At 39.5% G+C, this 23,586-nt stretch carries 24 protein-coding genes; 15 read left to right on the forward strand and 9 right to left on the reverse strand.

Annotated features, from left to right (window positions below; translation table 11 throughout):
* Positions 1-129 precede the first annotated feature (129 nt).
* The 7 genes from spoIIID (at position 130) to AC4G3L_RS12880 (ending at position 5,546) form a co-directional block, all read left to right on the forward strand.
* Complete coding sequence (gene spoIIID, locus AC4G3L_RS12850) at positions 130-396, forward strand: sporulation transcriptional regulator SpoIIID (RefSeq protein WP_491077380.1); 267 nt, start codon at positions 130-132, stop codon at positions 394-396.
* A gap of 191 nt (positions 397-587) precedes the next feature.
* Complete coding sequence (locus AC4G3L_RS12855) at positions 588-1,589, forward strand: rod shape-determining protein (protein ID WP_491077381.1); 1,002 nt, start codon at positions 588-590, stop codon at positions 1,587-1,589.
* A 168-nt stretch (positions 1,590-1,757) separates the two neighbouring features.
* Positions 1,758-2,591, forward strand: a complete 834-nt coding sequence (locus AC4G3L_RS12860; RefSeq protein ID WP_491077382.1) for a flagellar hook-basal body protein — start codon at positions 1,758-1,760, stop codon at positions 2,589-2,591.
* A 36-nt stretch (positions 2,592-2,627) separates the two neighbouring features.
* Positions 2,628-3,473, forward strand: a complete 846-nt coding sequence (locus AC4G3L_RS12865; RefSeq protein ID WP_491077383.1) for a flagellar hook-basal body protein — start codon at positions 2,628-2,630, stop codon at positions 3,471-3,473.
* A gap of 12 nt (positions 3,474-3,485) precedes the next feature.
* Complete coding sequence (locus tag AC4G3L_RS12870) at positions 3,486-3,767, forward strand: DNA-directed RNA polymerase subunit beta (protein WP_491077384.1); 282 nt, start codon at positions 3,486-3,488, stop codon at positions 3,765-3,767.
* A gap of 523 nt (positions 3,768-4,290) precedes the next feature.
* On the forward strand, positions 4,291-4,722 hold the full coding sequence (fabZ, locus tag AC4G3L_RS12875) for a 3-hydroxyacyl-ACP dehydratase FabZ (protein ID WP_491077385.1): 432 nt from the start codon (positions 4,291-4,293) through the stop codon (positions 4,720-4,722).
* Positions 4,723-5,183: 461 nt separating this feature from the next.
* Positions 5,184-5,546, forward strand: a complete 363-nt coding sequence (locus tag AC4G3L_RS12880) for a hypothetical protein (RefSeq protein ID WP_491077386.1) — start codon at positions 5,184-5,186, stop codon at positions 5,544-5,546.
* A gap of 34 nt (positions 5,547-5,580) precedes the next feature.
* Here AC4G3L_RS12880 and AC4G3L_RS12885 read toward each other — a convergent pair whose 3' ends face one another.
* On the reverse strand, positions 5,581-6,012 hold the full coding sequence (locus AC4G3L_RS12885) for a YwpF family protein (RefSeq protein WP_491077387.1): 432 nt from the start codon (positions 6,010-6,012) through the stop codon (positions 5,581-5,583).
* Positions 6,013-6,270: 258 nt separating this feature from the next.
* On the opposite strand from AC4G3L_RS12885, the gene ssb reads away from it, so the two are divergent.
* The 3 genes from ssb to AC4G3L_RS12900 all read left to right on the forward strand — a co-directional run bounded on the left by ssb (position 6,271) and on the right by AC4G3L_RS12900 (position 7,489).
* The gene (gene ssb, locus AC4G3L_RS12890; RefSeq protein ID WP_491077388.1) at positions 6,271-6,654 is read left to right on the forward strand and encodes a single-stranded DNA-binding protein; all 384 of its coding nucleotides are present in this window, start codon (positions 6,271-6,273) and stop codon (positions 6,652-6,654) included.
* Positions 6,651-6,839, forward strand: a complete 189-nt coding sequence (locus AC4G3L_RS12895; protein ID WP_491077389.1) for a hypothetical protein — start codon at positions 6,651-6,653, stop codon at positions 6,837-6,839. Before ssb ends, AC4G3L_RS12895 begins: the two co-directional genes overlap by 4 nt.
* A 206-nt stretch (positions 6,840-7,045) precedes the next feature.
* On the forward strand, positions 7,046-7,489 hold the full coding sequence (locus tag AC4G3L_RS12900) for a CBS domain-containing protein (RefSeq protein WP_491077390.1): 444 nt from the start codon (positions 7,046-7,048) through the stop codon (positions 7,487-7,489).
* 32 nt (positions 7,490-7,521) lie between these two features.
* Here AC4G3L_RS12900 and AC4G3L_RS12905 read toward each other — a convergent pair whose 3' ends face one another.
* The 3 genes from AC4G3L_RS12905 to AC4G3L_RS12915 all read right to left on the reverse strand — a co-directional run bounded on the left by AC4G3L_RS12905 (position 7,522) and on the right by AC4G3L_RS12915 (position 12,850).
* Positions 7,522-8,136, reverse strand: a complete 615-nt coding sequence (locus AC4G3L_RS12905) for a DUF3920 family protein (RefSeq protein ID WP_491077391.1) — start codon at positions 8,134-8,136, stop codon at positions 7,522-7,524.
* 294 nt (positions 8,137-8,430) lie between these two features.
* Positions 8,431-11,247: a DEAD/DEAH box helicase gene (locus AC4G3L_RS12910; RefSeq protein WP_491077392.1), complete on the reverse strand. Its 2,817-nt coding sequence runs from the start codon at positions 11,245-11,247 to the stop codon at positions 8,431-8,433.
* Positions 11,234-12,850 carry an SWIM zinc finger family protein gene (locus AC4G3L_RS12915; RefSeq protein ID WP_491077393.1) on the reverse strand — a complete coding sequence of 539 codons (1,617 nt, stop codon included), beginning with the start codon at positions 12,848-12,850 and terminating at the stop codon, positions 11,234-11,236. The genes AC4G3L_RS12910 and AC4G3L_RS12915 overlap by 14 nt, the downstream gene beginning before the upstream one ends.
* A 128-nt stretch (positions 12,851-12,978) precedes the next feature.
* Here AC4G3L_RS12915 and AC4G3L_RS12920 point away from each other — a divergent pair, with 128 nt between their 5' ends.
* From AC4G3L_RS12920 to AC4G3L_RS12935, 4 genes are all read left to right on the forward strand, one after another.
* A complete protein-coding gene (locus AC4G3L_RS12920) occupies positions 12,979-13,893 on the forward strand; it encodes an LCP family glycopolymer transferase (protein WP_491077394.1) in 915 nt (304 codons plus the stop codon).
* Positions 13,894-14,075: 182 nt separating this feature from the next.
* The gene (locus tag AC4G3L_RS12925) at positions 14,076-14,405 is read left to right on the forward strand and encodes a hypothetical protein (RefSeq protein WP_491077395.1); all 330 of its coding nucleotides are present in this window, start codon (positions 14,076-14,078) and stop codon (positions 14,403-14,405) included.
* Between the two features lie 597 nt (positions 14,406-15,002).
* Positions 15,003-15,503, forward strand: coding sequence for a VanZ family protein (locus AC4G3L_RS12930; RefSeq protein ID WP_491077396.1), 501 nt, complete (start codon positions 15,003-15,005; stop codon positions 15,501-15,503).
* Between the two features lie 131 nt (positions 15,504-15,634).
* Entirely contained in the window at positions 15,635-16,279 is a 645-nt protein-coding gene (locus AC4G3L_RS12935; RefSeq protein ID WP_491077397.1) for a M23 family metallopeptidase, read from the forward strand.
* 165 nt (positions 16,280-16,444) lie between these two features.
* On the opposite strand, the gene AC4G3L_RS12940 is transcribed toward AC4G3L_RS12935, so the two are convergent.
* On the reverse strand, positions 16,445-17,377 hold the full coding sequence (locus AC4G3L_RS12940; protein WP_491077398.1) for a helix-turn-helix domain-containing protein: 933 nt from the start codon (positions 17,375-17,377) through the stop codon (positions 16,445-16,447).
* 197 nt (positions 17,378-17,574) lie between these two features.
* Between AC4G3L_RS12940 and AC4G3L_RS12945 the strand changes: the two genes are divergently transcribed.
* The gene (locus AC4G3L_RS12945) at positions 17,575-17,931 is read left to right on the forward strand and encodes a hypothetical protein (protein ID WP_491077399.1); all 357 of its coding nucleotides are present in this window, start codon (positions 17,575-17,577) and stop codon (positions 17,929-17,931) included.
* Positions 17,932-18,437: 506 nt separating this feature from the next.
* On the opposite strand, the gene AC4G3L_RS12950 is transcribed toward AC4G3L_RS12945, so the two are convergent.
* From AC4G3L_RS12950 to AC4G3L_RS12965, 4 genes are all read right to left on the reverse strand, one after another.
* Complete coding sequence (locus AC4G3L_RS12950; RefSeq protein ID WP_491077400.1) at positions 18,438-19,118, reverse strand: TcaA second domain-containing protein; 681 nt, start codon at positions 19,116-19,118, stop codon at positions 18,438-18,440.
* Between the two features lie 1,052 nt (positions 19,119-20,170).
* Positions 20,171-21,664 carry an N-acetylmuramoyl-L-alanine amidase family protein gene (locus AC4G3L_RS12955; protein WP_491077401.1) on the reverse strand — a complete coding sequence of 498 codons (1,494 nt, stop codon included), beginning with the start codon at positions 21,662-21,664 and terminating at the stop codon, positions 20,171-20,173.
* Between the two features lie 245 nt (positions 21,665-21,909).
* Positions 21,910-22,494, reverse strand: a complete 585-nt coding sequence (locus AC4G3L_RS12960; RefSeq protein ID WP_491077402.1) for a VanZ family protein — start codon at positions 22,492-22,494, stop codon at positions 21,910-21,912.
* Between the two features lie 164 nt (positions 22,495-22,658).
* On the reverse strand, positions 22,659-23,423 hold the full coding sequence (locus AC4G3L_RS12965) for an SGNH/GDSL hydrolase family protein (RefSeq protein WP_491077403.1): 765 nt from the start codon (positions 23,421-23,423) through the stop codon (positions 22,659-22,661).
* Between the last annotated feature and the right edge of the window lie 163 nt (positions 23,424-23,586).

The raw sequence follows: 23,586 nt of genomic DNA on the forward strand, positions 1-23,586 counted from the left end.
GACTCGTTAAATCATATCAGGAATCGATGAAGAGAAATTACTCATTTATATAAAAAAAATCATACTTATGGCTTCAGCACAGCGAATCTCCATCTCGTACTTCTCAAAAAAATAGGGAGGGCGAGGGAATTGCACGATTACATCAAAGAAAGAACTATCAAGATTGGAAAGTATATCGTGGAAACGAGAAAAACAGTTCGTGTAATAGCGAAGGAGTTTGGTGTCTCCAAAAGTACTGTCCATAAAGATCTGACTGAGCGACTGCCAGATATAAATCCGGAATTGGCTAATGAGGTTAAGGAGATACTTGATTATCATAAATCAATCAGGCATTTACGAGGCGGAGAAGCAACAAAGCAGAAATACAAAAAAACAGAGGAAGAACCGGTTAAGTAATGGAATAAGGAGTAGGGAGGGGCCGGAGAATAATCAACGGCCTTTTAAATTTATGTCATATTACTCATGTGGTTCCTATATATCCCAATTTTTTTGGTAACATAGTTCCTTTTGTTCTACAAAATATGATAAAATTTTTAATTAGTACAGTAGAAGGAAACAGTCGTGTTCCTTGAGGAGGATTTAAGTTTATGTTTTCGAAAGATATTGGAATCGATTTGGGTACGGCAAACGTACTTATATATGTAAAGGGCAAGGGAATAGTGCTGAATGAGCCGTCCGTTGTAGCTCTGGATAAAAATACGAACCGTGTATTAGCTGTTGGAGAAGAGGCCCGTCGTATGGTTGGGCGTACTCCAGGGCATATTATAGCCATTCGTCCGTTGAAAGATGGCGTAATTGCTGACTTTGATGTAACGGAATCTATGCTAAAGTACTTTATTAACAAATTGGACGTAAAAGGATTTTTATCAAAGCCACGCATCATGATTTGCTGTCCAACTAATATTACAAGCGTGGAACAAAAGGCAATTCGTGAAGCAGCAGAGAAGAGCGGCGGTAAAAAGGTCTACCTTGAGGAAGAGCCAAAGGTGGCAGCGATTGGCGCAGGCATGGATATCTTCCAGCCAAGCGGGAACATGGTCATTGACATAGGTGGAGGAACAACGGATATCGCAGTATTGTCAATGGGCGATATTGTGACATCAGCATCCATAAAAATGGCTGGTGACAAATTTGATGCAGAAATCCTGAATTATATTAAACGTACATATAAACTTTTAATCGGAGAGCGCACATCTGAGGATATTAAAATAAAAGTAGCAACTGTGTTTAAAGATTCCCGTAATGAAACGATTGATATTCGCGGACGTGACATGGTTACAGGTCTTCCAAAAACGATCACGGTTGGTTCAAAAGAGATCGAAGAGGCATTGCGTGAATCGATACAAGTCATAATTCATGCAGCAAAATCTGTATTAGAGCAAACACCTCCAGAATTATCTGCTGATATTATTGACCGCGGAGTGATTTTGACTGGCGGCGGTGCCTTACTTCACGGAATGGATATGCTATTGGCCGAAGAATTAAAGGTGCCTGTTTTAATAGCAGAAAATCCAATGGACTGCGTTGCGATTGGTACAGGTATGATGCTGGATAATATTGATCGCATGACTCGCCGTAAATTAATCTAACAACATACAAGAGGGAAAGGCTGGCTTTAAATAAAGCCGGTCTTTTTGTATATATATTCACTAATCATGATGAGATCGTGATTTTTAGGAATAAAGTCCGTATCTAATAAAGTTATTACCTATATAATGGTAATATGGGTGTTTATTAGCCTTTTTGGAGGTGGGGGAATGTTTAAAGGATTTTACACGGCAGCATCCGGTATGCTCGCGCAGCAACGGAGAACGGAGCTTCTTTCCAATAATTTAGCCAATGCCAATACAGTCGGGTATAAAGAAGATCAATCAAGCGTACGCGCCTTTCCAGCTATGTTGCTTAGTAGTTATGAGAAAGTGAATCTTCCCATTGAAGAGTCATTATCGGTCCAAAAATCGAAATATGTGGGCTCCCTGAATACAGGAGTTTATTTACAAGAGACCATTCCATCCTTTTCACAAGGGGATTTGAAAACAACGGATAATAGTACTGACATGGCGATTGTGGATCAATCCATGCCAACTGATCCTGAAACGAATCAGACAGGTACTGTTTTATATACAATTGAAACTCCCGAGGGATTGAGATATACGAGAAACGGTAATTTTACGCTTGACGGCTCAGGGCATTTAACAACGTCGAATGGGTACTATGTTCTGAATGAAAACGGGGAGCGTATCCTTTTAAACTCCGAAAACTTTGCGATCAGCTCTGAAGGTGAGATTTCAGAGGGAACGGTAGCAAACGGACGGATTGGAATGAGCTTTAGCTCGAACCCATCTGCACAGCTGATAAAAGAAGGCGATGGATTATTCCGATTCAATGAAGGGGAACTACCTTCTGCCTATACAGTAAATGATGTTCAATTTGCTATTCAACAGGGATCTATTGAACAGTCCAATGTAGATTCATCTAAAACGATGACGGATATGATGGCTGCCTATCGTACATTTGAAGCCAATCAAAAAATGGTACAAGCTTATGATCAGAGCATGCAAAAAACAGTGAATGAAATAGGAAAGCTTTGACGTTTCCTTAGCTCATTGAATAGGAGGCTAAAGAGAATGAATCGAATGATGATCACCTCGTCCAATACGATGGGGCAGCTGCAAAAGAAACTGGAGACAGTTTCCGATAATATCTCGAACTCATCGACGACGGGCTTTAAAAAGAAGGAAACATATTTTTCAGACATGCTGGCTCAGGAATTCAATAATCAGGAGCGCGTGGAAAAAGAAAAAGGACGATTAACACCAAATGGAATCCGTGTAGGAGTAGGGGCTAAAATGAGCCAGTCTCAGTTGAATTTGGCACAAGGGAATCTGCAAAAAACGGAACGTGATTTAGATGTCGCCCTTACAAATGAAAATTTGTTTTTCTCCATTCGTGCCACAGACGGAAATAGCAGAGAGCTTCGCTTTACAAAAGATGGAGCTTTTAATCTGAGCCCAGTCACTCCAGGTTCTGACCAAATGCGTTTAGTCACTTCCAATGGCCATTTGGTATTAGACGAGAATAACCAGGAAATTAGGATAAACGGCAAACCGACCGACATAAAGTTTACCGAGAATGGCCAGCTTAATGTCTCGACTGAAAACGGGATGCAATCATTTAATTTAGGTATCATTTCTATGGAAAAACCTCAATTTATGGAGATGAAAAATAATAATACTTTCGCTCTTCCGAAAAATATGGCACAATTAAATGTAACAGAAAATGACATCTATACCCAGCTAACGGGTGCTACGAGAGGTCAGATTTCCCTAATGCAAGGAAATCTGGAGCAATCTAATGTCGATATGAGTACAGAGATGACAGAAATGATGCAAACTCAAAGGCTTTACCAGTTTCAATCGCGCACAGTTAGCATGGCCGATCAGATGATGGGATTGGTCAACGGGATTCGTTAAAGGAGCAAAAGAATGCAAGTGTTGGAAAATAAGAGTGAGCAGGCGGCGTCTGAACCTAATAGTCAGATAGAGAAAAAAAACTTGGATAAAGACCAAAAGGTCAGAATCCGGTTAGTGCCACTTTGGGCTCGTATTATAATTGTCCTTGTGCTTGTGTTCATGGCACTCGCTGGAGGAGCCATGGTAGGATATTCCGTCATGGGTGATGGGAAAGCATTGGATGTATTCAAGAAATCTACATGGACCCATATCGGAGATCTTGTTAATAAAGATACTCCGGACCAAGGTAAATAATACGGGCAGGAAGGCAAAAAGTCCCCTTCCTGTTTTTTTATTTAGATGGGATGTTGAATGGTTCGAGGGACAAAATGGGTTTGGAAATAGTGGTCATGCCACAAGTAGGGATGGGACTACCGCCGTTACAACTTTTTACGGAAACTAGCTTCTGGGCCTAGTCGCTCGAGACATAAGTGTAGCTGCTGTGGGAGAGAAAGAGCACTCCCTATGCATTTCCTCTTATGCTTGTCGCTCCTGAACGAGGCCCTTCAGATTTTCTATGCAATCTAGCTTCAGGGCCTAGGAGTTCGGGACATAAGCAAAGCCACTGCGGGGGAGAGCATCCCTCCATGCCTTTGTCTTATGCTCCTCACTCCTGAGCAAGGCCCTTCAGCTTCTTATGCAATCTAGCTTCGACTCCTAGGAGCTCGAGTCATAAGCAAATACTCTGCAGGAGAAGAACCCTCCTTCCGAGTATTCGTCTTATGCTTGTCGCTCCTGAACAGTCGTCTCAGCTTTTTAATTATAAGGGGGAATTTTTATGTTAGATATTCAGCAGATTAAGGAGATTATTCCGCATCGGTATCCGTTTTTGTTGGTGGATCGGATTTTGGAGGTTGAGGAAGGGAAACGGGCAGTGGGTGTGAAGAATGTGACGGGGAATGAGGAGTTTTTTAATGGGCATTTTCCGGATTATCCGGTTATGCCTGGCGTGCTGATTGTGGAGGCATTGGCTCAGGTGGGAGCGGTCGCTGTTCTGATTAAAGAGGAGAATAAGGGAAGGCTTGCTTTTTTTGCGGGAATCGATAAATGCCGTTTTAAAAGACAGGTGCGTCCGGGCGATCAGCTGCATCTGGAAGTGGAATTAACCAGAGTACGCGGTCCGATTGGTAAAGGGATAGGGAGAGCGACGGTTAATGGTGAATTGGCTTGTGAAGCTGAAATTACGTTTGCTTTAGGTGATCAACAGTAACGTTTACTCCTTTTCAAAAAAGAATAAATCATAAGCAGATGACTAATTTGAATGGACTGTACCAATAAATGTTAATTTTTAGGGTTCAATTCAGAGCAGGTCTCTGCTTTTTTGTGTTCTTTTTTATTTTTTGCTGCATGCTGCCAATCGGTTATATCTTTAATATGTTCAACTTGTGATATTTTCATTAATGAGAAGTTCCTCTCGTTTAGATCTGATTCGATGCAAGGCTAAATAAAAGGGAATTTCCAGAAAAATGTTTAGAATTTACCTGAATGTGCTATTAAAAGAGTATTAGCTGGTGGAAAACGCCGGCACGTGGATATCCATATCACTTCTCCCTTTTTAGACAGGTCCTTTTGCTTGGGCCTGCTTTTTTTGTACCTTCATAATCTGGCTTCTTCTGGGTACTCTAAAAAAGACCTATTGAGGTCCACAAAAGTATGAAAGGAGCATGCCGAATGCAGAAGTTTTTTAAAGCGATTATGGGGGTTGCCTTGGCATCCGTGTTAATGGTGGGTTGTAATAATAACGACAATAATAACCCTCCTCCTGAAGATAACAATATGAACCAAGAGGAAAATAACAATAATGGTGTAGATACAAATAAAGGCACGGATGGAAATGGAATGAATAGTGGTCAAGGTACCAACGGTAATAATGGAACCAACCATAATAGTGGAAGAGATGGTTCGGATTTGGGTAATAACAGCATAGATACAGACATAAGAGATGGTGGCGATGACATTCTTGATGATGCAGATCGAGATGCGAATGACATCCTTGATAATAATAACAATAAAAAGGACGACAGAAACAATTAAGACTGAAGAGCTGGCGGGTTGAACCCGCCAGTTTTTATTTCTTTTTATATAAAGTACCTTGTTCGCGTAAACTTTCTTTAAAGGCTAGTTTTAGTTCTTCTCCGTTGTATCCCTCATCAACTAACGTATCCAGCAGGAATTCAGCCATTTCCCTTCTGCGATTTCTAATTTTTGCTCGTAGTAATATGCTGACGAATTGATCCATTTTGCGGACAGCGGCGATGGTAGCGTTAAAATAGGCGGGGATGTTTTCTTTCTTTGTGATAACACAGCTGACTGTAAACTCATCAAGATCAGCGGTGACTGTTTCAAAAAGATGGAACTGATCATAATTAACCAGTACCTCAATAAGCCAAGTGCTGGCTTCATTTTCTTTATTAATAATTAATCCATCCAAAAGACGTAAATCTGCCGGAATCTGATTTTCTGGAAGTAACTGCAAGGAAACGAGTTTAAAGGTTTTCATCAACTTACCTCCAATGATTAATTTAAAGTAACTTAAGTATAACATGGTAAAAATAAGAAATAATACATATTGTGTTTGTCGAAAAGTTTGTTAAATAAATCACAAATCAAAAAAAGCCAGTAAGAATACAACATTTACATAGGGAAAGAGGAAAAATAATCTAGAATATTCTTTCAAAGTCCCAAATTCTCTTTTTTACTTTTAGCGGCGAATCTTTTATGATACCCCTGTAAGCTACCTAAAAGAGAGGTGAAGAGGATGTTGAATCAAGTTGCGCTCGTAGGCAGGCTCACTAAAGAACCTGATCTGCGCTATACACCGGAAGGAAAAGCTGTATCCAATATTACCTTGGCCGTTACCCGGAATTTTAAGAATGCAGATGGAGTATACGGAGTGGATTTTGTAAACTGCACGATTTGGAATCGAGCGGCCGAAAATACAGCTTCTTATTGTCAAAAAGGCTCTGTAATCAGTATTGTTGGCAGGATTCATACACGTAACTATGAAAATCCTGAAGGGAAACGTACGTATGTAACAGAAGTTATCGTGGAAAGTGTAAATTTCTTAGATCGTAAACGAGTGGAAGATAATCATGTGAATCCAGAAAGCAATCTGGAAGCAGACACAGCACCTATCCTATGAATGAGCGTGAGTTAATCGCAGATTTAATCAGAATCGTTGGCAGTGTGAATAGCCGAGTATCCAGCAATGAATCGGATTTAAGGAGAATTGAACAAACCCTCCAAATACTCATGAAAGAATTATCGAGTATGAAGGAATTGCAATATCAATTATGTGAACAAACGTATCAGCTCCATGAACATTAATTCCTCCATTAACATAACCTACAGGCAAAATACCTCCAATACAAATAATGAAGTACACCCTCTCGATAGCCGCCAATGCGCGGCTTTTTTCAGGATTTGGGATAATTTATAAGATTCAGGGTAAATTTCTATTAGAAATTCATATGAAATTATTGGTAAAATAATAAAGATACATAATCTAGATTTACAGCCTGGAGGGTTTTAAGGTGAAAGCAAAAGATTTTATGATTAAAGACGTGATTAGCTTAAATGAAGATGCAAGTGTAAAAACATTGCTGGAAGTACTGATGAAACATAAAATCGGAGGACTTCCTCTAGTAGATCAGAATAATAAACTGTTAGGGATTATTTCAGATGGGGATGTCCTGAGATATTTGAATCCGAAAGCATTCATTTCTTATTATGTGACCTACATAGAGGAGTTGGATGAAACCTTAAAATCAAAAAGTGAATCTCCAGCCAAAGCAATTATGACTAAAAAAGTAATCTTTGTACGCGAAGAAGATGAACTCGAGGATATCCTTAAACTGCTCGCAACCCACCACTTTAAAAAAATACCCGTCATCAATGATAATCGTGAAGTTGTTGGTGTAATCAGCCGTGGAGACATGATTCGTAAATTAGGCGAGTTAATGCTTGATAAAATCTAAAAAATAAGGAGGCCTTTTTATAGGTCTCCTTTTCATATGCATGATGGATGGATGTTGGTTACATAAAAACGTCCCCAGCAGCTTTGCCATAAGAAGACTATGTTCAATAGAGTATTAATAGTATCCCGATACTTTTCCATCATTCTTTGAGCAAACATATTGGCATCACGTTCAACCCATTGTGATTGATAGCCATTGCTGTCCGTATTAATATAGGGCCTATTATAGTGCTTTTTCATATGGACACGCTGGTAAGCATGGCGTATTTCATGAAAGAGATCCTGCAGTAAAAAAAGCTGCATAAGGCCGCACTCATATTTTTTGTTTTTCACCGTGTGGTTAAAGGGGAACAAAGCAATCTTTCCATGTTTATGATATCCGCCCAATGTGCCGTTTAATGCATCCTCATAACACCCATCATCCATAAATTCCTTCCCATAATTCCTGCGATCGGTGATAACTTGATCTGGATGATCGTAAATGGAAACCGTCATTCCTAAATAGGTATAATCGTCATGAAGTAAGTGGAGGATTTGCTTCAGCTGAAAATCTGAAAGGATCTTTGAATGGTTACGTAAAATGGTCTTGGCCAATTTGGCAGGGTGACTTACTGTACGTTCAAGAGATGGTTTTTCTTCAGCTATCATGAATACAAGCACCTCCTGTTCATTAATCTGGCTGTCAACCCTAGTGTATTTCAGTATATGCCAAGCCCTGACTAAACATTCACATTACAGTACGTCAAAAAATGTTGAGAAAAACGAAGAAAATGTAAGGATTAATATCCCGTAAAAGTGGGCTGAAAGGAGAGAGAACCTCCTATTGAACGAAGTGGGATGATCTCATAGGCCAGCGCTCCTCACCAATCCACAAAACAAAAAACAGGTGGAGAAAAACGAGTTTAGTTTATCTCCACCTGTATTCATTTTTATCTCCGTAACTTATCTTTCTAACACGAGTAAATCCTTTAATTCATCTGAGGATAGCTCAGTGATCCAGTTGTCACTTTGGACAATTTCGTCGTTAAGCGATTGTTTTTTCTCGAGCATGACGTCGATTTTTTCCTCGAGTGTGCCGGAGGAGACCATCTTATGCACGTGCACAAAACGGGTTTGCCCAATCCGGTAGGCGCGGTCGGTGGCCTGATTTTCAACGGCTGGATTCCACCAGCGATCATAGTGGATAACATGGTTGGCCGCGGTTAGGTTAAGTCCGGTTCCACCGGCTTTCAGGGAAAGCAGAAGAATCGGGAACTTGCCCTCCTGAAAATCTGCCACCATCGTATCCCGTTGTTTCTTACCGGAGCTGCCGTTCAGGAATGGGACGACATGGCCGTAACGGCGTTCTGCAATTTGTTTAATCATGTTGCCCATTTCAATATACTGGGTGAAAATGAGCACACTCTCGTCTTGTTCGTAAATGATATCAAGCAATTCGATTAGCTTCTCCATTTTGCCGGAGCGATGGAGAATATGTTTTGGTGCTTCTTCTTTTAAATAAAGGGCGGGATGGTTACAGATTTGCTTCAGCTTGGTCAGCATTTGCAAAATAAGTCCTTTCCGTTCAAATCCGCTTAAGCTTTCAACTTTCTCGAGCGTATCTTTAACAAGCTGTTCGTATAAAGCGGCCTGCTCGGTTGTCAGACTGATAAATTCCTTTTGCTCCAATTTATCAGGCAGATTAAGGGCGACCTCTTCATCCTTTTTCGTTCTCCGCAACAGGAATGGCTGAATCAGCTTCTGTAAGGTGACAATCTTTTTCTTATCGCCATTCCGTTCAATTGGCCCGGCAAAGGTTTTATCAAATTGCGTTTGAGAGCCTAAATACCCTTTATTGGTAAAATCAAAAATAGACCACAGCTCACTCAGCCTATTTTCCATCGGAGTCCCTGTTAAGGCAATATGATGGTTCCCTTCAAGCTTACGGGCTGAGCGGGATTGCTTGGTATGGGAATTCTTGATATTTTGAGCTTCATCAAGCACTACCGCATTCCAGTGCATGGATAAAAAGTCTTCCTCATCCTGATGAATCAGTCCAAAGCTAGTCAGGACCACATCGGCATTGCCAAGCCCTTCCTTAAACTGTTCACCCTTCATGCGGGAAGGTCCGTAGTGCAAGTGGACGTTCATGGATGGAGCGAATTTTTCAATTTCCTTCTGCCAGTTCCCAAGTACGGAAGTGGGACAGACAATTAAGGAAGGAGATTTCGCCGGTCCATTCTTCGCCTCGACTGCTAACAAGTAGCCGATAAGCTGAATTGTCTTCCCTAGACCCATATCATCGGCCAGACAGGCGCCAAATCCATATTCACGTAAGAACATCAACCAGCTCATTCCCTGTTGCTGATACGGCCGTAATTCGCCTTGGAAGGCCGACGGTACCTGAATGAGCGGGATATCCTTCAGCGAGTTAATTCGTGTCATAAAGCGCCTTAGGTCACTGTTCAGTTCGAATTGGATTCGTGCATAATCTGCTTCATTTTCATCCTCAAGGTCTTCATCCTGTGCAAGTTCCTGCTGAAGTAAATCATTAATGCGCAGTCCGCGCTCATCTGCTTCCCTCTTTAACTCCTGCATCCGTCTCATCAGGGCAGGGTCCAGTTTCACCCAGCGGCCCTGTATATAGACGAGCTTCCGCTTTTCCTCGACCAGCTTGTTGAATTCCTCTTCAGAAACCTCGTCGCCATTAACGGAGAAACGCCAATTATAGTCGAGCAGAGCGTTCATGCCCACAAATGATTTTCTCCGGCTTGGTGAGTTTTTCACTTTCGCTTTCATGGATATTTTGGCATCCTTAATCGCTTGCCACCACGATGGTAATAATATTTCAACACCGAGCATATGCAAGACTTCTGAGGCATCCGTTAAGAAATCCCAGGCCTGATCCTCTGTGACGATATCGTTAATCCACGGGAACAGGTCCTTCCAGCGGGCGATTTCCTCTTCAGCTTTCTCCAAATACTTCCTCCAGGCAAACGGAATTTTAGTGCGATCTTCCCAAAGGAAAAAATGGTCTTCATTTCGCTTACCGCGTATAAACGGTTCAAGCTTCCACTGGTCAACCTCATCCCCCGCGGCAAAATCAGGCTCGCTCAGGCGCATACCGAGCGTAAAAGGTAATTCATTTTCTTTGGCACCGGTCCAGATTTCCCAGCGGTCCCTGTCAAAAAAGCGGCTGAGAGCCACTGTGGAAATATTTTTCTCGGCAAATAGATGTAGTAAATCACCTACCCGATGATTGCCGGGACGATCTTTAATCGCTTCATTTAACCATTCCTCTGCAAAGCTTCGAACTGTGATGGTTGTCGTGCCGTCACCCTCATGTCTGGCCATTTCCTGTTCCCAGAAGGAGTCCTGAAAGTCCTCAAGGATTTCCTGAGGGAGAGGGAATGTGATGGCCCCTGGATTGGTAGCGCTAAAATCAGGCATAACCGTGTCATTTTCTACCGTTTCATATAAGGATTGCGCCAAGGCTAAACAGATGGAGGCCCAATTGGACCAGGACCAATTGATAAAGCTGTTGAAAGGCTCTTCTGCGAGCACCTTCATCCATTTATGTGCGGAGAGCAGGACGCCGCTTTTGCCATCAAGCGTTTCAATATTCACTTTCGTTCCATAGAAACTATCCGCGTCCCAAAGAAAGAAGCTAGTCGCCCATAATTCGGCAGGAACAGGCTCACCCTCATCCGTTCCGTAAATAAAGACGCGTCCGCCTTCAAGTAATTCAATTTGAATGTGAAGAGTCTCAATCAGCTGCATCAATTAACTTTCCTTTCTTTAGTTCTTCCTGAAAAGCACGTAATCGCTTATTCGTATCACTAATATAGTGAATATAGGAATCCCACATGTTCACTTGCTTCATTTTTTTATAAATCGTCCGCAGTTTTTTTAAATAACGGACCGCTTCCCGGTAGGAGGAACGATTTTTAGCCGCAATCAGGTTGATCACCTGCACATGAAAAATGGGAAGGAGGACTTCAGGCTGTTCCTTTTGAATGACCTTCGTTTGATTGGCCCATTCATACAGGACGTCGACTCGTTCGGCAACCTGGAGCTCGACCCATTTTTTATACTCCTTTTTCTCATATAAGTAATGTGAATAAGGGATAAGGGAATAAGGAATCGTTTCCCTGAGTATACGCTCGAGTAAATCGAAACGTTTCACAGCAGAGCAAAATGGACGAATAATCTGCAGGGCATTATATAAAAAGCGCGTTCGCTTATACTCCTGAGTCTGATAGTCATATAAATAGGACCTGATATTTTTCGAAAAGAATTCAACAAAAGGAATCATTCGCGCATGTTCCTTAGCATCCAGCATTTCTTCCAATGTAAAGAGAAGGAAATAGCATGCGATGGACCCCTGTTTATTCAGACATGCTAAGGCATGCTCATCCTTACCATCAATCATATATAAATGAATCATCATCCAATAGGTTAACTCAATCTGAAAAGAGTTGTTGAGAGTTGGAAGTTTGGCAGATAAACGTTCAAGTTCAGCCGTACGCTCTTCTTTTGTCGTGATGATCGTGGACCATACTAGGCGATAGATCTCCCAGCGATAATATCCGCCTTTAATATCTCCTGATGTCAGCTGTTTCGTTTCAGCAATCCAGGATTGGATAAACTCCTCAGAATCAAATGGCCGTATGGACGACTCGAACCGATGGACCTCATCCTTAAAGGCTAAAAATAGTTCGTGAATCATCGTATCCAGCGTCTCTTCCTGGAAATGATCCTTTATGTCACCCTGAAGATCAAATAAATGAATTAAGCCTATGTAATACGCAATACTGCGATATAAAGGCACCCACTGACGGTTGGATGGCTCGCTGCGCTGAATCACACGTTGATAATTAGACGCAGATCGGTTCATCCCGGCCATAAAGAAAGGTGGAATCATCAACTCTTCCCGCGCAGAACGGATAAAGAATTCCTTCCAGGAACTGTACTGATGATCCGGTTTAGCAGGTAGGCTTTTATCCTTAAAGACAGGCCCATTTTCAAGTGATTTATTTAAACGGTACAAAGGATTCTCCTTGTTCTTCCAGTTATCCACCCATTCGGTTACACTGGCTTCCTTACTGTAGGCAGCGAAGAAAACAGCAAGCTGATGCCGACAAAGGTCAATGGCCGGGCACGAACACGAGCTATTGCTGGGAAAACTCAAATCCAATGTGACGTTTACCTTTGTTACGTCCTGTACGATACCATGAATGAGATCCCCATCAACCGATAGCTTCCCAACCGCCCCCTGACGATAAAGAACCAATCCCTTCGAAACTAAATTAACGTCATTAATTGATTTTGGGGAGAGAATGTCCGAAATACGCTCCCCATAGAATTTTAGTTGCTCCTGCATACATCATTCTCCTTACGAGACAGTTTAACCAAGTTTATTCTTAATTGTAACAAAACTGGCCAAAAAAACGTATGAAAAGGGAGCAGGAAGTAGAAGACTAAAGATAAAAATCAAAAGAAGAGAATGCGATGAATGTAAATAGAGGTACAGAAAAGCGAAAGAAATACAGATGGATATGGATCACCGGGCTCGTAATGATCATTATACTGATTGTGGGATACCCCATTTATCGAGCATTTCAAGCGATATCAGATCCATTGGAAGAACGCAAATCATCCCTGAGAAAAGAACAGGTCAATTTAACCCAAAAAGACCCCTTTTCAATATTGCTGCTTGGGATTGAACCGAATGGCCGAACAGACACGACGATGGTCATAACCGTTAATCCAGGGAAACATACGATTAAAATGCTTGGTATACCGCAGGAAACAAGAGTGCAAGTGGCAAGGTCCGGGACATGGGATAAAATCAGCCATGCGTATCAAACAGGTGGAGTTGAACTGTCAATGGAGACGGTCGAGGATTTATTAGACATTCCAATCGATTATTATGTAAGCATTAATACGGGTGGAGTGGAGGATCTGGTTGATGCCATCGGAGGCATTACGGTCGAAAATCAATTGGAATTTACATATGATGGCCAACATTTTGCTACAGGTAAAATCCGGCTGAATGGAGAAGAGGCAATGGCCTATATGCGTATGCGCCAACTGGAGCCGAATGGGGAAGAAGGACGGCAGAAGCGGCAGCGTGAGGTCATAAAAGAGGTCATTCAAACGGGTGCCAATATTCACAGCTTAACGAACTATGATAAAATCGCCACCACTCTGATGAATAATGTAAAAACGAATATCACCTTAGCAGAGATGATTAAAATAAAAAATAACTACCAGGAGGCCGTACAGGATATCGGTCATATCGATATGGAGGGCACAGCGGAGAAAATAAATGGGATCTTTTATGAAGTAATCAGTCCAGATGAACTAGAACGAATTAAAAGGATTTTAAGAAAGCATATGGAATATAATGGAGGTGAGGAGTAGGATTAGGATAGACAAAATATTCATCTAGGAATATTCCTGTAGTTATAAAAAAAGACAAATGAACGAGCATGACTGCATGAACATGCAGTCCAATACATATTTTGCCCCTAAATGGCCAGACCACCATCAATGGTACTCCTGTTAAACTGGGAACAAATAACCAATGAAGGAGGCTGGGCATAGTGGATTTAAACGTAAAAGTACAACCAAAGTTTATAGACGGTGAGTGTTCTATTGAATTTTCGTTCTCGTTTGACCGGGAAAACACGAAAATAGGTGAAGCGGTTATCCTGACCTGCGAAGAGGAAATGGATGCTCAACTTATTGAAGAAAAGCCGATGCTAAACCCAAAAAAGCGTGAAACAAACTACCCGAAAATTGCCTTTGTCACGGATCTAGTTATCATGGACGGACATAAAACAGCCGCAATCAATGAAATCAAAAAATTCCTGGACGTCATTGGAATTCAAAAAATTCGATACCAAGATCATCAACTAGCCAACATGGCATAATTTCATAAAAGGCCAAATTCCGCTTGAGAAGGCGGGATTTGGCCTTTTTATATGGGATAGAGTAATCATTATTTATAAAAGCTAAGTAAAATGACTTCCTTATTTTGAAGGAAAATTCTCTGAGAATGTAGAATGATAGGCATGAAACGGAGGTGATATCATTTGAAGAATAGAGAAGATGTGCGAGCAAGGAAACGATTTGTAAGAGACATGACTTTTTTATCAATCATGAACGTCGTGATGTTCCTATCGTTTTTTGGCACCCTTTTACATAACTCATACCCACAATTAGGGTAAGTATCAATGTGGTTCCTTTTAGTCTCAGTAGCCCTAGCTACTATATATTTCATTTATATGAATGAAATCGCGTTTAAAAGAGCTAATCCTATAGGGTGGGTACTGGTCATCCTTGGAATGTTTGTTACAGCCCAATTGTTATTAACTTTAGTATTTTAATGCCCTTTTATGGACATTAGCTACAAAAAAGTACACCATTAACAATAATTTTCTATTAATCAATCGATTGATTAATAGAAAATGGCCATTATTTGATTCTTTAGCATTTACCTGATCGATGAATTCCGCTAGGATAGGAATATGAATAATACTAGAAAAAAGATTATATACCGTTTAATACCTTTATTGGTGATTGTGGGAGTCGTATTTTACTCTTCCTCACAGCCATATTCTAAACAAAATATCCAGCCACTGTTAGGTGAGAACTTGAATCTACCCGATTCGGTAGTGGCCTTGCTTTCGAAAATTAACTTTACGTATGCTGGTACAGAGATCAGTGTGGAAGCAGCCGGATTGCCAGGTTTTATTGAGTTTTTCATCCGGAAAGGTGCCCATTTCAGCGTTTACTTAGTGATGGCTTTCGTATTGGCAAGTATCGTTAGGATATGGGTGCAGCGGGCAGGAAAAATCACGGCGATTACATTGGGACTCGTATTTTTGTATGCTTGCTCCGATGAGTGGCACCAGTCATTTACGGGTGAACGAACTCCGCTCTTTCAGGATGTGATCATTGATACAGTCGGGGGATTAACAGGAATCGCCTTATATTTTTTATGGAAAAGATATCGAAATCCCCAATAATTTAGAGAGCCTGTTTTTCATGTCAGTTGAAAAACAGGCTCTTATCTTATGCTTGTATATACGCAACTACCCAATCCGTTCTCTGCTTGTCCGCATAAAGATATGGTAGACAAGCAGGAGGAGAGGAAAAAATGGATTTTATTAAACCGTCACTTGGTAGCTATACACAGGGGTTTATACCCGGTCAGCATTTTGGGGTGGATATTGCAATGTCTGGCAATGTATCTGTAAAAGCTTCCGCAGATGGAGTGGTTAGTCGTTCGTATTCCTCTACAACCTATGGAGAAGTTATTTTCATTGTGCATAATATACAAGGACAAACATTCGAAACCGTTTATGGTCATATGCGACGAAATTCCAGAAAGTATAAAGTAGGTGATACAGTCAAACAGGGGACAGTAATTGGATATATGGGTTCCACAGGAAATGCCACTGGCCAGAATCTTCACTTCGAGATTCATAAAGGTCGATGGAACAGCAATAAAACAAATGCAGTGAATCCACGAAACTATATAGATAAAAATGTGTCGCCGGCTCCGAAGAAGAGGTTTGTAGTTTTACCATCCGGTGTAGACTCATGGCGTGTTTATCCGTTGTCTAAACCACCAACTGTAGGAAATGAAGTTGGCTTTCTTAATCCTAAAAAATACGGCGGCCTAACTTATGAAATAATTGGAAATCCCCAAAAAGATGTGTATACCATTCAGACAAGCTCATTTGGAAAAGTAAATATTTACGCAGCACCTTCAACAGGTGCGAAGATTGTTACGATATAATCGTGAACTGAATAAATGGAAAAAATAAGCCTTTTGCGGATGGCAGAAAAAATTCTGTTTTATCCAAAGAGGCTATTTATTTGGGTTTCTTTAAAAAAAGGCAAACAACCTAAGGCTGTGGAATACTGTATTTAAATTGAATAATTTTTTTATAATGAGCCAGACTTACTTAATAGTTGGAAGATTAGTTTCATGATCAGTCATTTTATTGAATTCATACTTAGCAACCATGCTGGTTTTCTTTTCATTTAAAAAGGCCAGATAGGTCTCTAGTTCAAGTAATTCAAATATCATAATAGCTTTATTTAAATAAGAAAAGGCTTTTGGAACTTCCCCGAGCTTTTCGTAATTGTAGCTGATTTGGTAATGAAGCTCGCCAATCGGAAAGAGGTTATCTTTATCAATACAGAATTGTATCCCCTGCTTGCAAATAGATATGGATTTTTCATATTCATTTTGCCGTGTATATACTCTGGCAATATTGTAATTTAGTCGGGGCATAAGGGTATTATCGCTTATAAATGTCAGGTGTGTTAAGTGATTTTTTGCTGTTGTAAAAATCTCTAGTGCTTTTTCAACTTGATTATTTCTAAAATAGACAGCTCCCATTGATAATAAATACTCAATTTCTCTTTCAGTCCACACTTTTTCTAATTTATGTGTAATGTTAATGGCGGCCTGGAGCAATTCAATTGCTTTCTCTGGATTTTGATGAATAGCATCTTCGCATATGGCTTTATGCCAAAGAATGATTTGCTGATTTCGTCCGTTTTGTGTAAAAAGAGGATTGTTTTCCTCGGCCTTTATGATTTTAAACATATCGTCATAATTCAATTTTTTTCTGGCTATTTTCAGTTGCCTGGCTACTTCATTCACATAATCCAGCCTCGGTGTGGACCCAATCTCAAAAAAGTAGTTGACATCGACACCTAATCTTTGGGAGATTAAATATAACGTATTAGCATATGGATATACATCGCCTTTTTCAATTTTACTAATCTGTGCCTGGGTACAAATGCCCTCAGCTAATTGTTCCTGTGAAAGTTGTAAGGATTTCCTAAGTTCTCTAATCCTCTGTCCAATTGCGGAGAAATCCAAGCTTTTCCCCTCCCCTTTAAAATATTCCTAGAGTTATATTTTTTGTGAATAGTTAATGTTTCATCGTGTATTCTATATAAAATGTGTCAAAAGTCCTTGATTAAACAATTTTGGTAGATATTTGAACTGTGTTTTAATAAGGATATAAAGAAATCTATTACACTTATAAAAAATAGTATGAAAAGGAGATTATATGTATGAAAAAGAGCATTTTATTAGTTGGTATTGGTCTGTTAGTGGTATTAATCATATCTAGCGTTTTACCATTTAAGAGTGAAGCAGAGCTACCAACCTTGTATAATACAAAAAACACAGTAGCTGAGCTCCCAACCCTATACAAAATAAACACAGTAGCAGAGTTGCCAACATTATATAAAGCGAAAAATACAGTAGCAGAGTTGCCTACTCTTTATAAAGTAAAAAACACAGTAGCGGAATTACCGACACTGTATAAAGTGAAAAACACAGTAGCGGAACTGCCAACCCTGTACAAAGTAAAAAACACAGTAGCAGAATTACCGACTCTTTATAGTACAAAATCTACATTAACATAATGTTTTTATGATACAGAGGGATTAAATATCTCTCTGTATTTTCGTTTTTACTGTATTGATTAAATGGATCTTATACTACAAATAATTTTGGCAGAGAGAAGACTTTAAATTACACTTAATACCAATCATATCTAATCCTTAATATCCTTTCGTGATTACATATGCCTATTTATGAGAGATTAATATTTTAATAAAAAAGTATAAATACATTCGAATCAGACAAGTAAAATATGAGTATTTACTCGTGAATAAAGAAAGCTATGGGTCGAAGTTTTTATCTCATCACGGTACTTCTGAGTTCAATTGGAAATTGAAATGGTGGAGAAATACGGATTCGTCTCAATCGGAGACTGAAGAGGAAGACTCATCATAAATTATATAAATGATGATGCCTGTTAAAAGTGAATTTGGACTTGAGTTTATATAAAAAAGCAGGAAACAATCATTCCTGCTTAATCTGAGTCTTTTGTATTATTTAATCCAGTATGCTTACTTGGGAGATTTTATTAATCTCCAGAGGTTGATTCCAATCCAATTTCCTCGCTTTTTAAATTCAGGCTTATATCTTCATCACTATTCCACAAAACAACCTGTTTTTTTTCGTTGATGTTTGTATCGTTTGTTTTTAGGGTGGCTTCTACTTTATATTCTCCAGGTAGAAGGGGGCCGACTTTCTTTTTGTATATGACTTCGTTAGCTTTTATGACTTGTTCTCCATTCACCCTTAATGAGGCGTGTTTGGAATTCGTCCTGACGGTCAGATAGACGGGATCGATTTCAATTGTATAGCTGTTCGGGAGCCAGGAGTGGGTTTCCTTTTTCAGTGTTAAAAATCCTTCAATCCGGGGCGGTTCGTTTCCATTTTCGGATGTTTCTGCGTCATCATAGTAACGGGATTGCTCGTTTAGAACAGTCAGAAGGGATTGAGTGTATTCAGGGTTTTTTTGGAGATAATCAAGCAGGATTTTCGTATTTTGTTCGTTAATAACCAGGTTTTCATCAGATGAGGTCAAAACTTGGGAAAGCTGAAGTGCATCTTGATCGGCAAGTGCAGATTCAACCTCTTTGATTAGAGCATCCTTGTTATGAAAGGGGCCTTTTATGTAATAAACGCAAACGAATAAAAGGATAGAAAGCAGGATAATCAGGGATATTTTATAGAGAGGGGCTCCTTGTTGATTCTTCATTATTTTCACACCACCTTTTTTTGGATTGGGTATTAAGTAATGGTCAATTACCATTAACTATATCGGCATTTTGAACGAATTTTCAACTAATATGTCCGTAATTTTTTTCATGGTATGTAAGACGGCTTTGCACCTATATAGGTAGTATATTTACAGCCAGATTATCTAGAAGGTTAAATTAGTCAATCGATTAATGAACAGAAATAAAATAATCACCCGTCAAGGTACGGATGATCGGTTACTTGCATGCAATGATTGAGGAAAAGTGGGTAGGCTTATATAAAAGATGGCTGATTTATTAAGTTGTTTTGAGGTGAAAGGGGGAAAAGATCCTTAACCTATTTCTGTCCCTCATTCAAAGAGGTGACGGAATACCGATTGGCGAGGATTAAAATATCCGACGCTGACTGACTGCATTCAGGATAAAGATCTTTTCTTGTTTGGAAAGCATTCTCCAACTGCCTGCTCGGATTCTCATTTCTGCGTCCTCCTTTTTTACACATAATTTGGATTGGTTGTACTCTATTTATACCGTAAAACAAAGATAATGAAACAAAACAAATACCAACAAATACTATTCATTAACTAAACAGTTAGCCAGCAAGTGCGTAAAAGTGATAGGGAAACATGTAAAACAGCTATCAGAAAGGCATGAGATGTCGATAGAATTTTTTATAAAAATTAGTTTATTGTTAGATTAGGAGAAAGAAAGCTTGTTTTAAAAGAAGAATTATGCCATTCAATTGTATTTCCTCCCTGATTCATTGAGTATTCATTAAATCTCAAGAATAGAAGCCTCAAGTTTGCGAAATGGAGAGAAACCGGCATTTATTCCTGCATAAATTACAACCAATCAAATTTATTATGTAATTGTCCTCTCTTGTGAGGACATGCTCTTATTCGCCAGCTCCTTGTGTTTCTTGTACTTCCTCAAGCTGTTGACCGACGGCAGATAGAACAGCACTAGTGTATTCAAAAGATGTGGTTATGATTGGATTTTGCGGAAAAACAAAAAGCCTCCAACGATGTGGAGGCTTTGAATGGAAAGTAGTTTATTTTTGTTTGAAATACACATTCAACCCATTTAAGATTCCCTGTGCTGCTTTTTTGTGGTAGCTGGTTTGGGATATCTTTTTTTCTTCGGTTTGATTCGAGAGGAATCCGAGTTCCAGCAGGGCTGATGGTTGTTTATTATTCTTTAAGACTACAAAACTATCCTGTTTAACTTTTCGATTATTTAAACCGGTAGCTTTAATTAATTCACCGTGTATAGCACTTGCCAGACTGCTATTTTGATAATAAAACGTTTCTATACCAGTAGCTGATGGTACATTAGTTGCCGAGTTGTAATGAATACTCACAAACGCATCCGCTTTTTTTGAGTTACTGAGAAGTGCCCTAGCTTCTTTCGAAATATACGTGTCATGGCTGCGTGTCATGATGACTGTGGCACCAGCATTCTTTAGTAAGGTTTCCAATTGCTTGGCAGCACTAAGAGTAATAGCCTTTTCCTTTGTTTTTAACTTCACACCAAGGGCTCCGGAATCAGATCCGCCATGACCTGCATCAAGGACAATGACTTTTCCTTTTACGCTTTTGGCCACTGGTCCTACTGGAGTTGTACTGGCTGCTTTTTTCGTTGAGATATACTGCATCGCAACCCAGCCGACTTTGCCGGTGGAGGTTTTGACTTTCCCCCAGGATCCATTTTTTTGTTGAAGCGTTACAGCGTTGTTTTTCTTCACAGAGGTAATTACTTTGGAAGAAGTACTTGCACTGGCGCGAACATTTAGACTGGTAGCCGTCACATAGTAGGTACCAAGATTAGTAGTCGTGTTCGCTGGTTTAGTAGTAGAAAGATAGGAAAGAGAAACCCAGCCAACATTCCCGTTGGAGGTTTTGATTTTCCCCCAGGATCCACTTTTTTGTTGAAGAGTCACAGCGTTGTTTTTCTTCACAGAGGCAATCACTTTTGAAGAAGAACTTGCGCTGGCGCGAACATTTAGACTGGTAGCTGTCACATAGTATGTACCAAGATTAGCAGTGGTGGTCGCTGGTTTAGTAGTAGAAAGATAGGATAGAGAAACCCAGCCAACATTCCCGTTGGAGGTTTTCACTTTCCCCCAGGATCCACTTTTTTGCTGAAGAGTCACAGCGTTGTTTTTCTTCACAGAGGCAATCACTTTTGAAGAAGAACTTGCGCTGGCGCGAACATTTAAACTGGTCGCTGTCACATAATAGGTACCAAGAGCAGCTGTACTAGCAGCAGGCTTTGTTTTGGTTAGGTATGAAGTGGTAACCCAGCCTGTTTTTTTATCGTACGAAATCTTGCTCCAATTTTTTTGCTCAGATTGTACAGTTACCGTTTTGCCTTTCTTAATTTTTCCAATGATAGAGGATGCAGTAGATGGCTTTGAGCGGACATTTAATGTACTGGCGTTAACTTTAGCTGAATAGCTGGCAGCATCTGCTTTCTCCGGCAGTAGGGTAATGATGAATGATAGGGCTATCAACAGGCTGACAGCTTTAATAGAGTATTTCCCCAAAGATCTTCACCTCTTTATTCTTTATTCTGTTCTTTTCATCGGATGAATCTATCAAATGTAAAGTCATTCGGTAAAAATGAAAAGAAACTGATGGTTTATAGGGGTTAGCTCATAGGGCAATAAGCTCCCTATACTACAATAAGATAGAAGAATAGTAGATTTCAACTTAGAAGATTTGACAAATGACATGCAATAAAAAAACACCCAGAATATGGGTGATTGTGCTAACTCGTATAATAATAGGATTAATTAATAACGGTATTCTTATTGATAGTTATAATACCTGTATACAAACAGTACCCCACAATGGTTCCTAATGTATTTAACAACACATCATCAATATCAGTTTGCCTGAGCGGAAGAAGTAACTGACACAATTCAATCCCTACTGAGAAACTCAAACCTACCATAATGCATTGCGTAAATTTCTTCATCCTCTCGTATTTTAGTAGCAGTAAGAATCCAAAAGGAATGAATAATACTATATTTCCAATAATATTATATGCCATTTCATAAAATGGTTTTGTTCTTATTAGTTCGCTAATCATAAAGAAAGGCACATAATTATTCTCTATAGGATCAGTAATACTTAGTGAAGTAGGGGGCGCTGGATACAATAACGTCATTGTTATGATAAATAATACAGCAAACAAGAACAAGATATGTATAAGTATCTGATTAAGGACCATATTTCGATCAATTGTATCTAACTCATCTATATTTTTATTAGTAATATAAGGCCTGAATTTTGATCTCAAAGATAATAAGGCTACTATAAAAGTTATGGCAACCAGTAGCCTTATAATAGTATAAGCGTTCGTATAATCCATAAATTATCCCCTTAAACCACTTTGTTCCATTTACGACAAGCTACATTTTCTAAGTTGAAGAAGATTTTCAAATGAACTCCTAATAATACAAAATGTTAATCTGGTACTCCAGTAAACGGATTATTCCATGAAGCGGAATAATCACTACTCTCTGGATTTATCTCTTATATCCCAAATAATTTAAAAACCTCTTTACTCCAAATCTCAATTCCTTTTTCATTCGGAGCACTTTTATCCTCATTAATGTACTTCATTAATTCAGGTTCATTCATATAATCAGGCCAAGCTTCCCAATGATCTATATATGTAATTCCATTTTCGGCTGCATATTCCTTCAATGCTTCTACTTGTTTTGGATAGATAGTGGCATTTGGAATAGGGTGAGTGGGCATTAGAATCACGTAAAGATCTTCATTTATGGTTTTCAATTCTTGAATGATTGTTGATATATTTTCGTGATTATCTTCTACCGCAACTTCCCCGTTATCAGCTAGTGTTAGGGCTTCGAGAATAAGAATATCGGGTTTTGCATCTTGATAAACACTGATTCTACCTTCCTGGATTAAATGAATGGACGTGCCTGTAAACTCTATGAACGATGCAGCCACATCCGGCGCGAATGCTTCCTGTAATTCCTGACTGATTGTTTTTCCTAATCCACTATCCTGATTTCCTAATGCTTCTGAGCCCGCAATCAAAATATTCGCTTTTTCATGCTTGCTGACAGCTTTTTCGAGCGCGTTCTTAAGTCCTTTATCTTTAATATTCTCAAAAGGTGAGGAGACTTCCTTCTCTTTTTTTGGTTCCGGTTGCTGTTTTCCGTTCTCCATTGCAACGGTTTGTTCAATTTGATTGCTCCAGTAGGTTTGTCCAAAAACTAAAACAAGGATGGTGAATAGTGTGATTATAAACATCGTGACATATTTCATTGTGCTTCCTCCAGATGATAGTTAAGATTTTGATTTTATGGTTTTTATGAAAAAGGAGTCAATTTACTTCCTCTTCGTAACACTATTTAAGGGAATACGAATACTAAAAAGAGGGATTAGAAAGTCTCAGATACAGTTTACCGCAGACTTTTACTTTTTTGAA

Source organism: Bacillus sp. z33 (assembly GCF_058313615.1).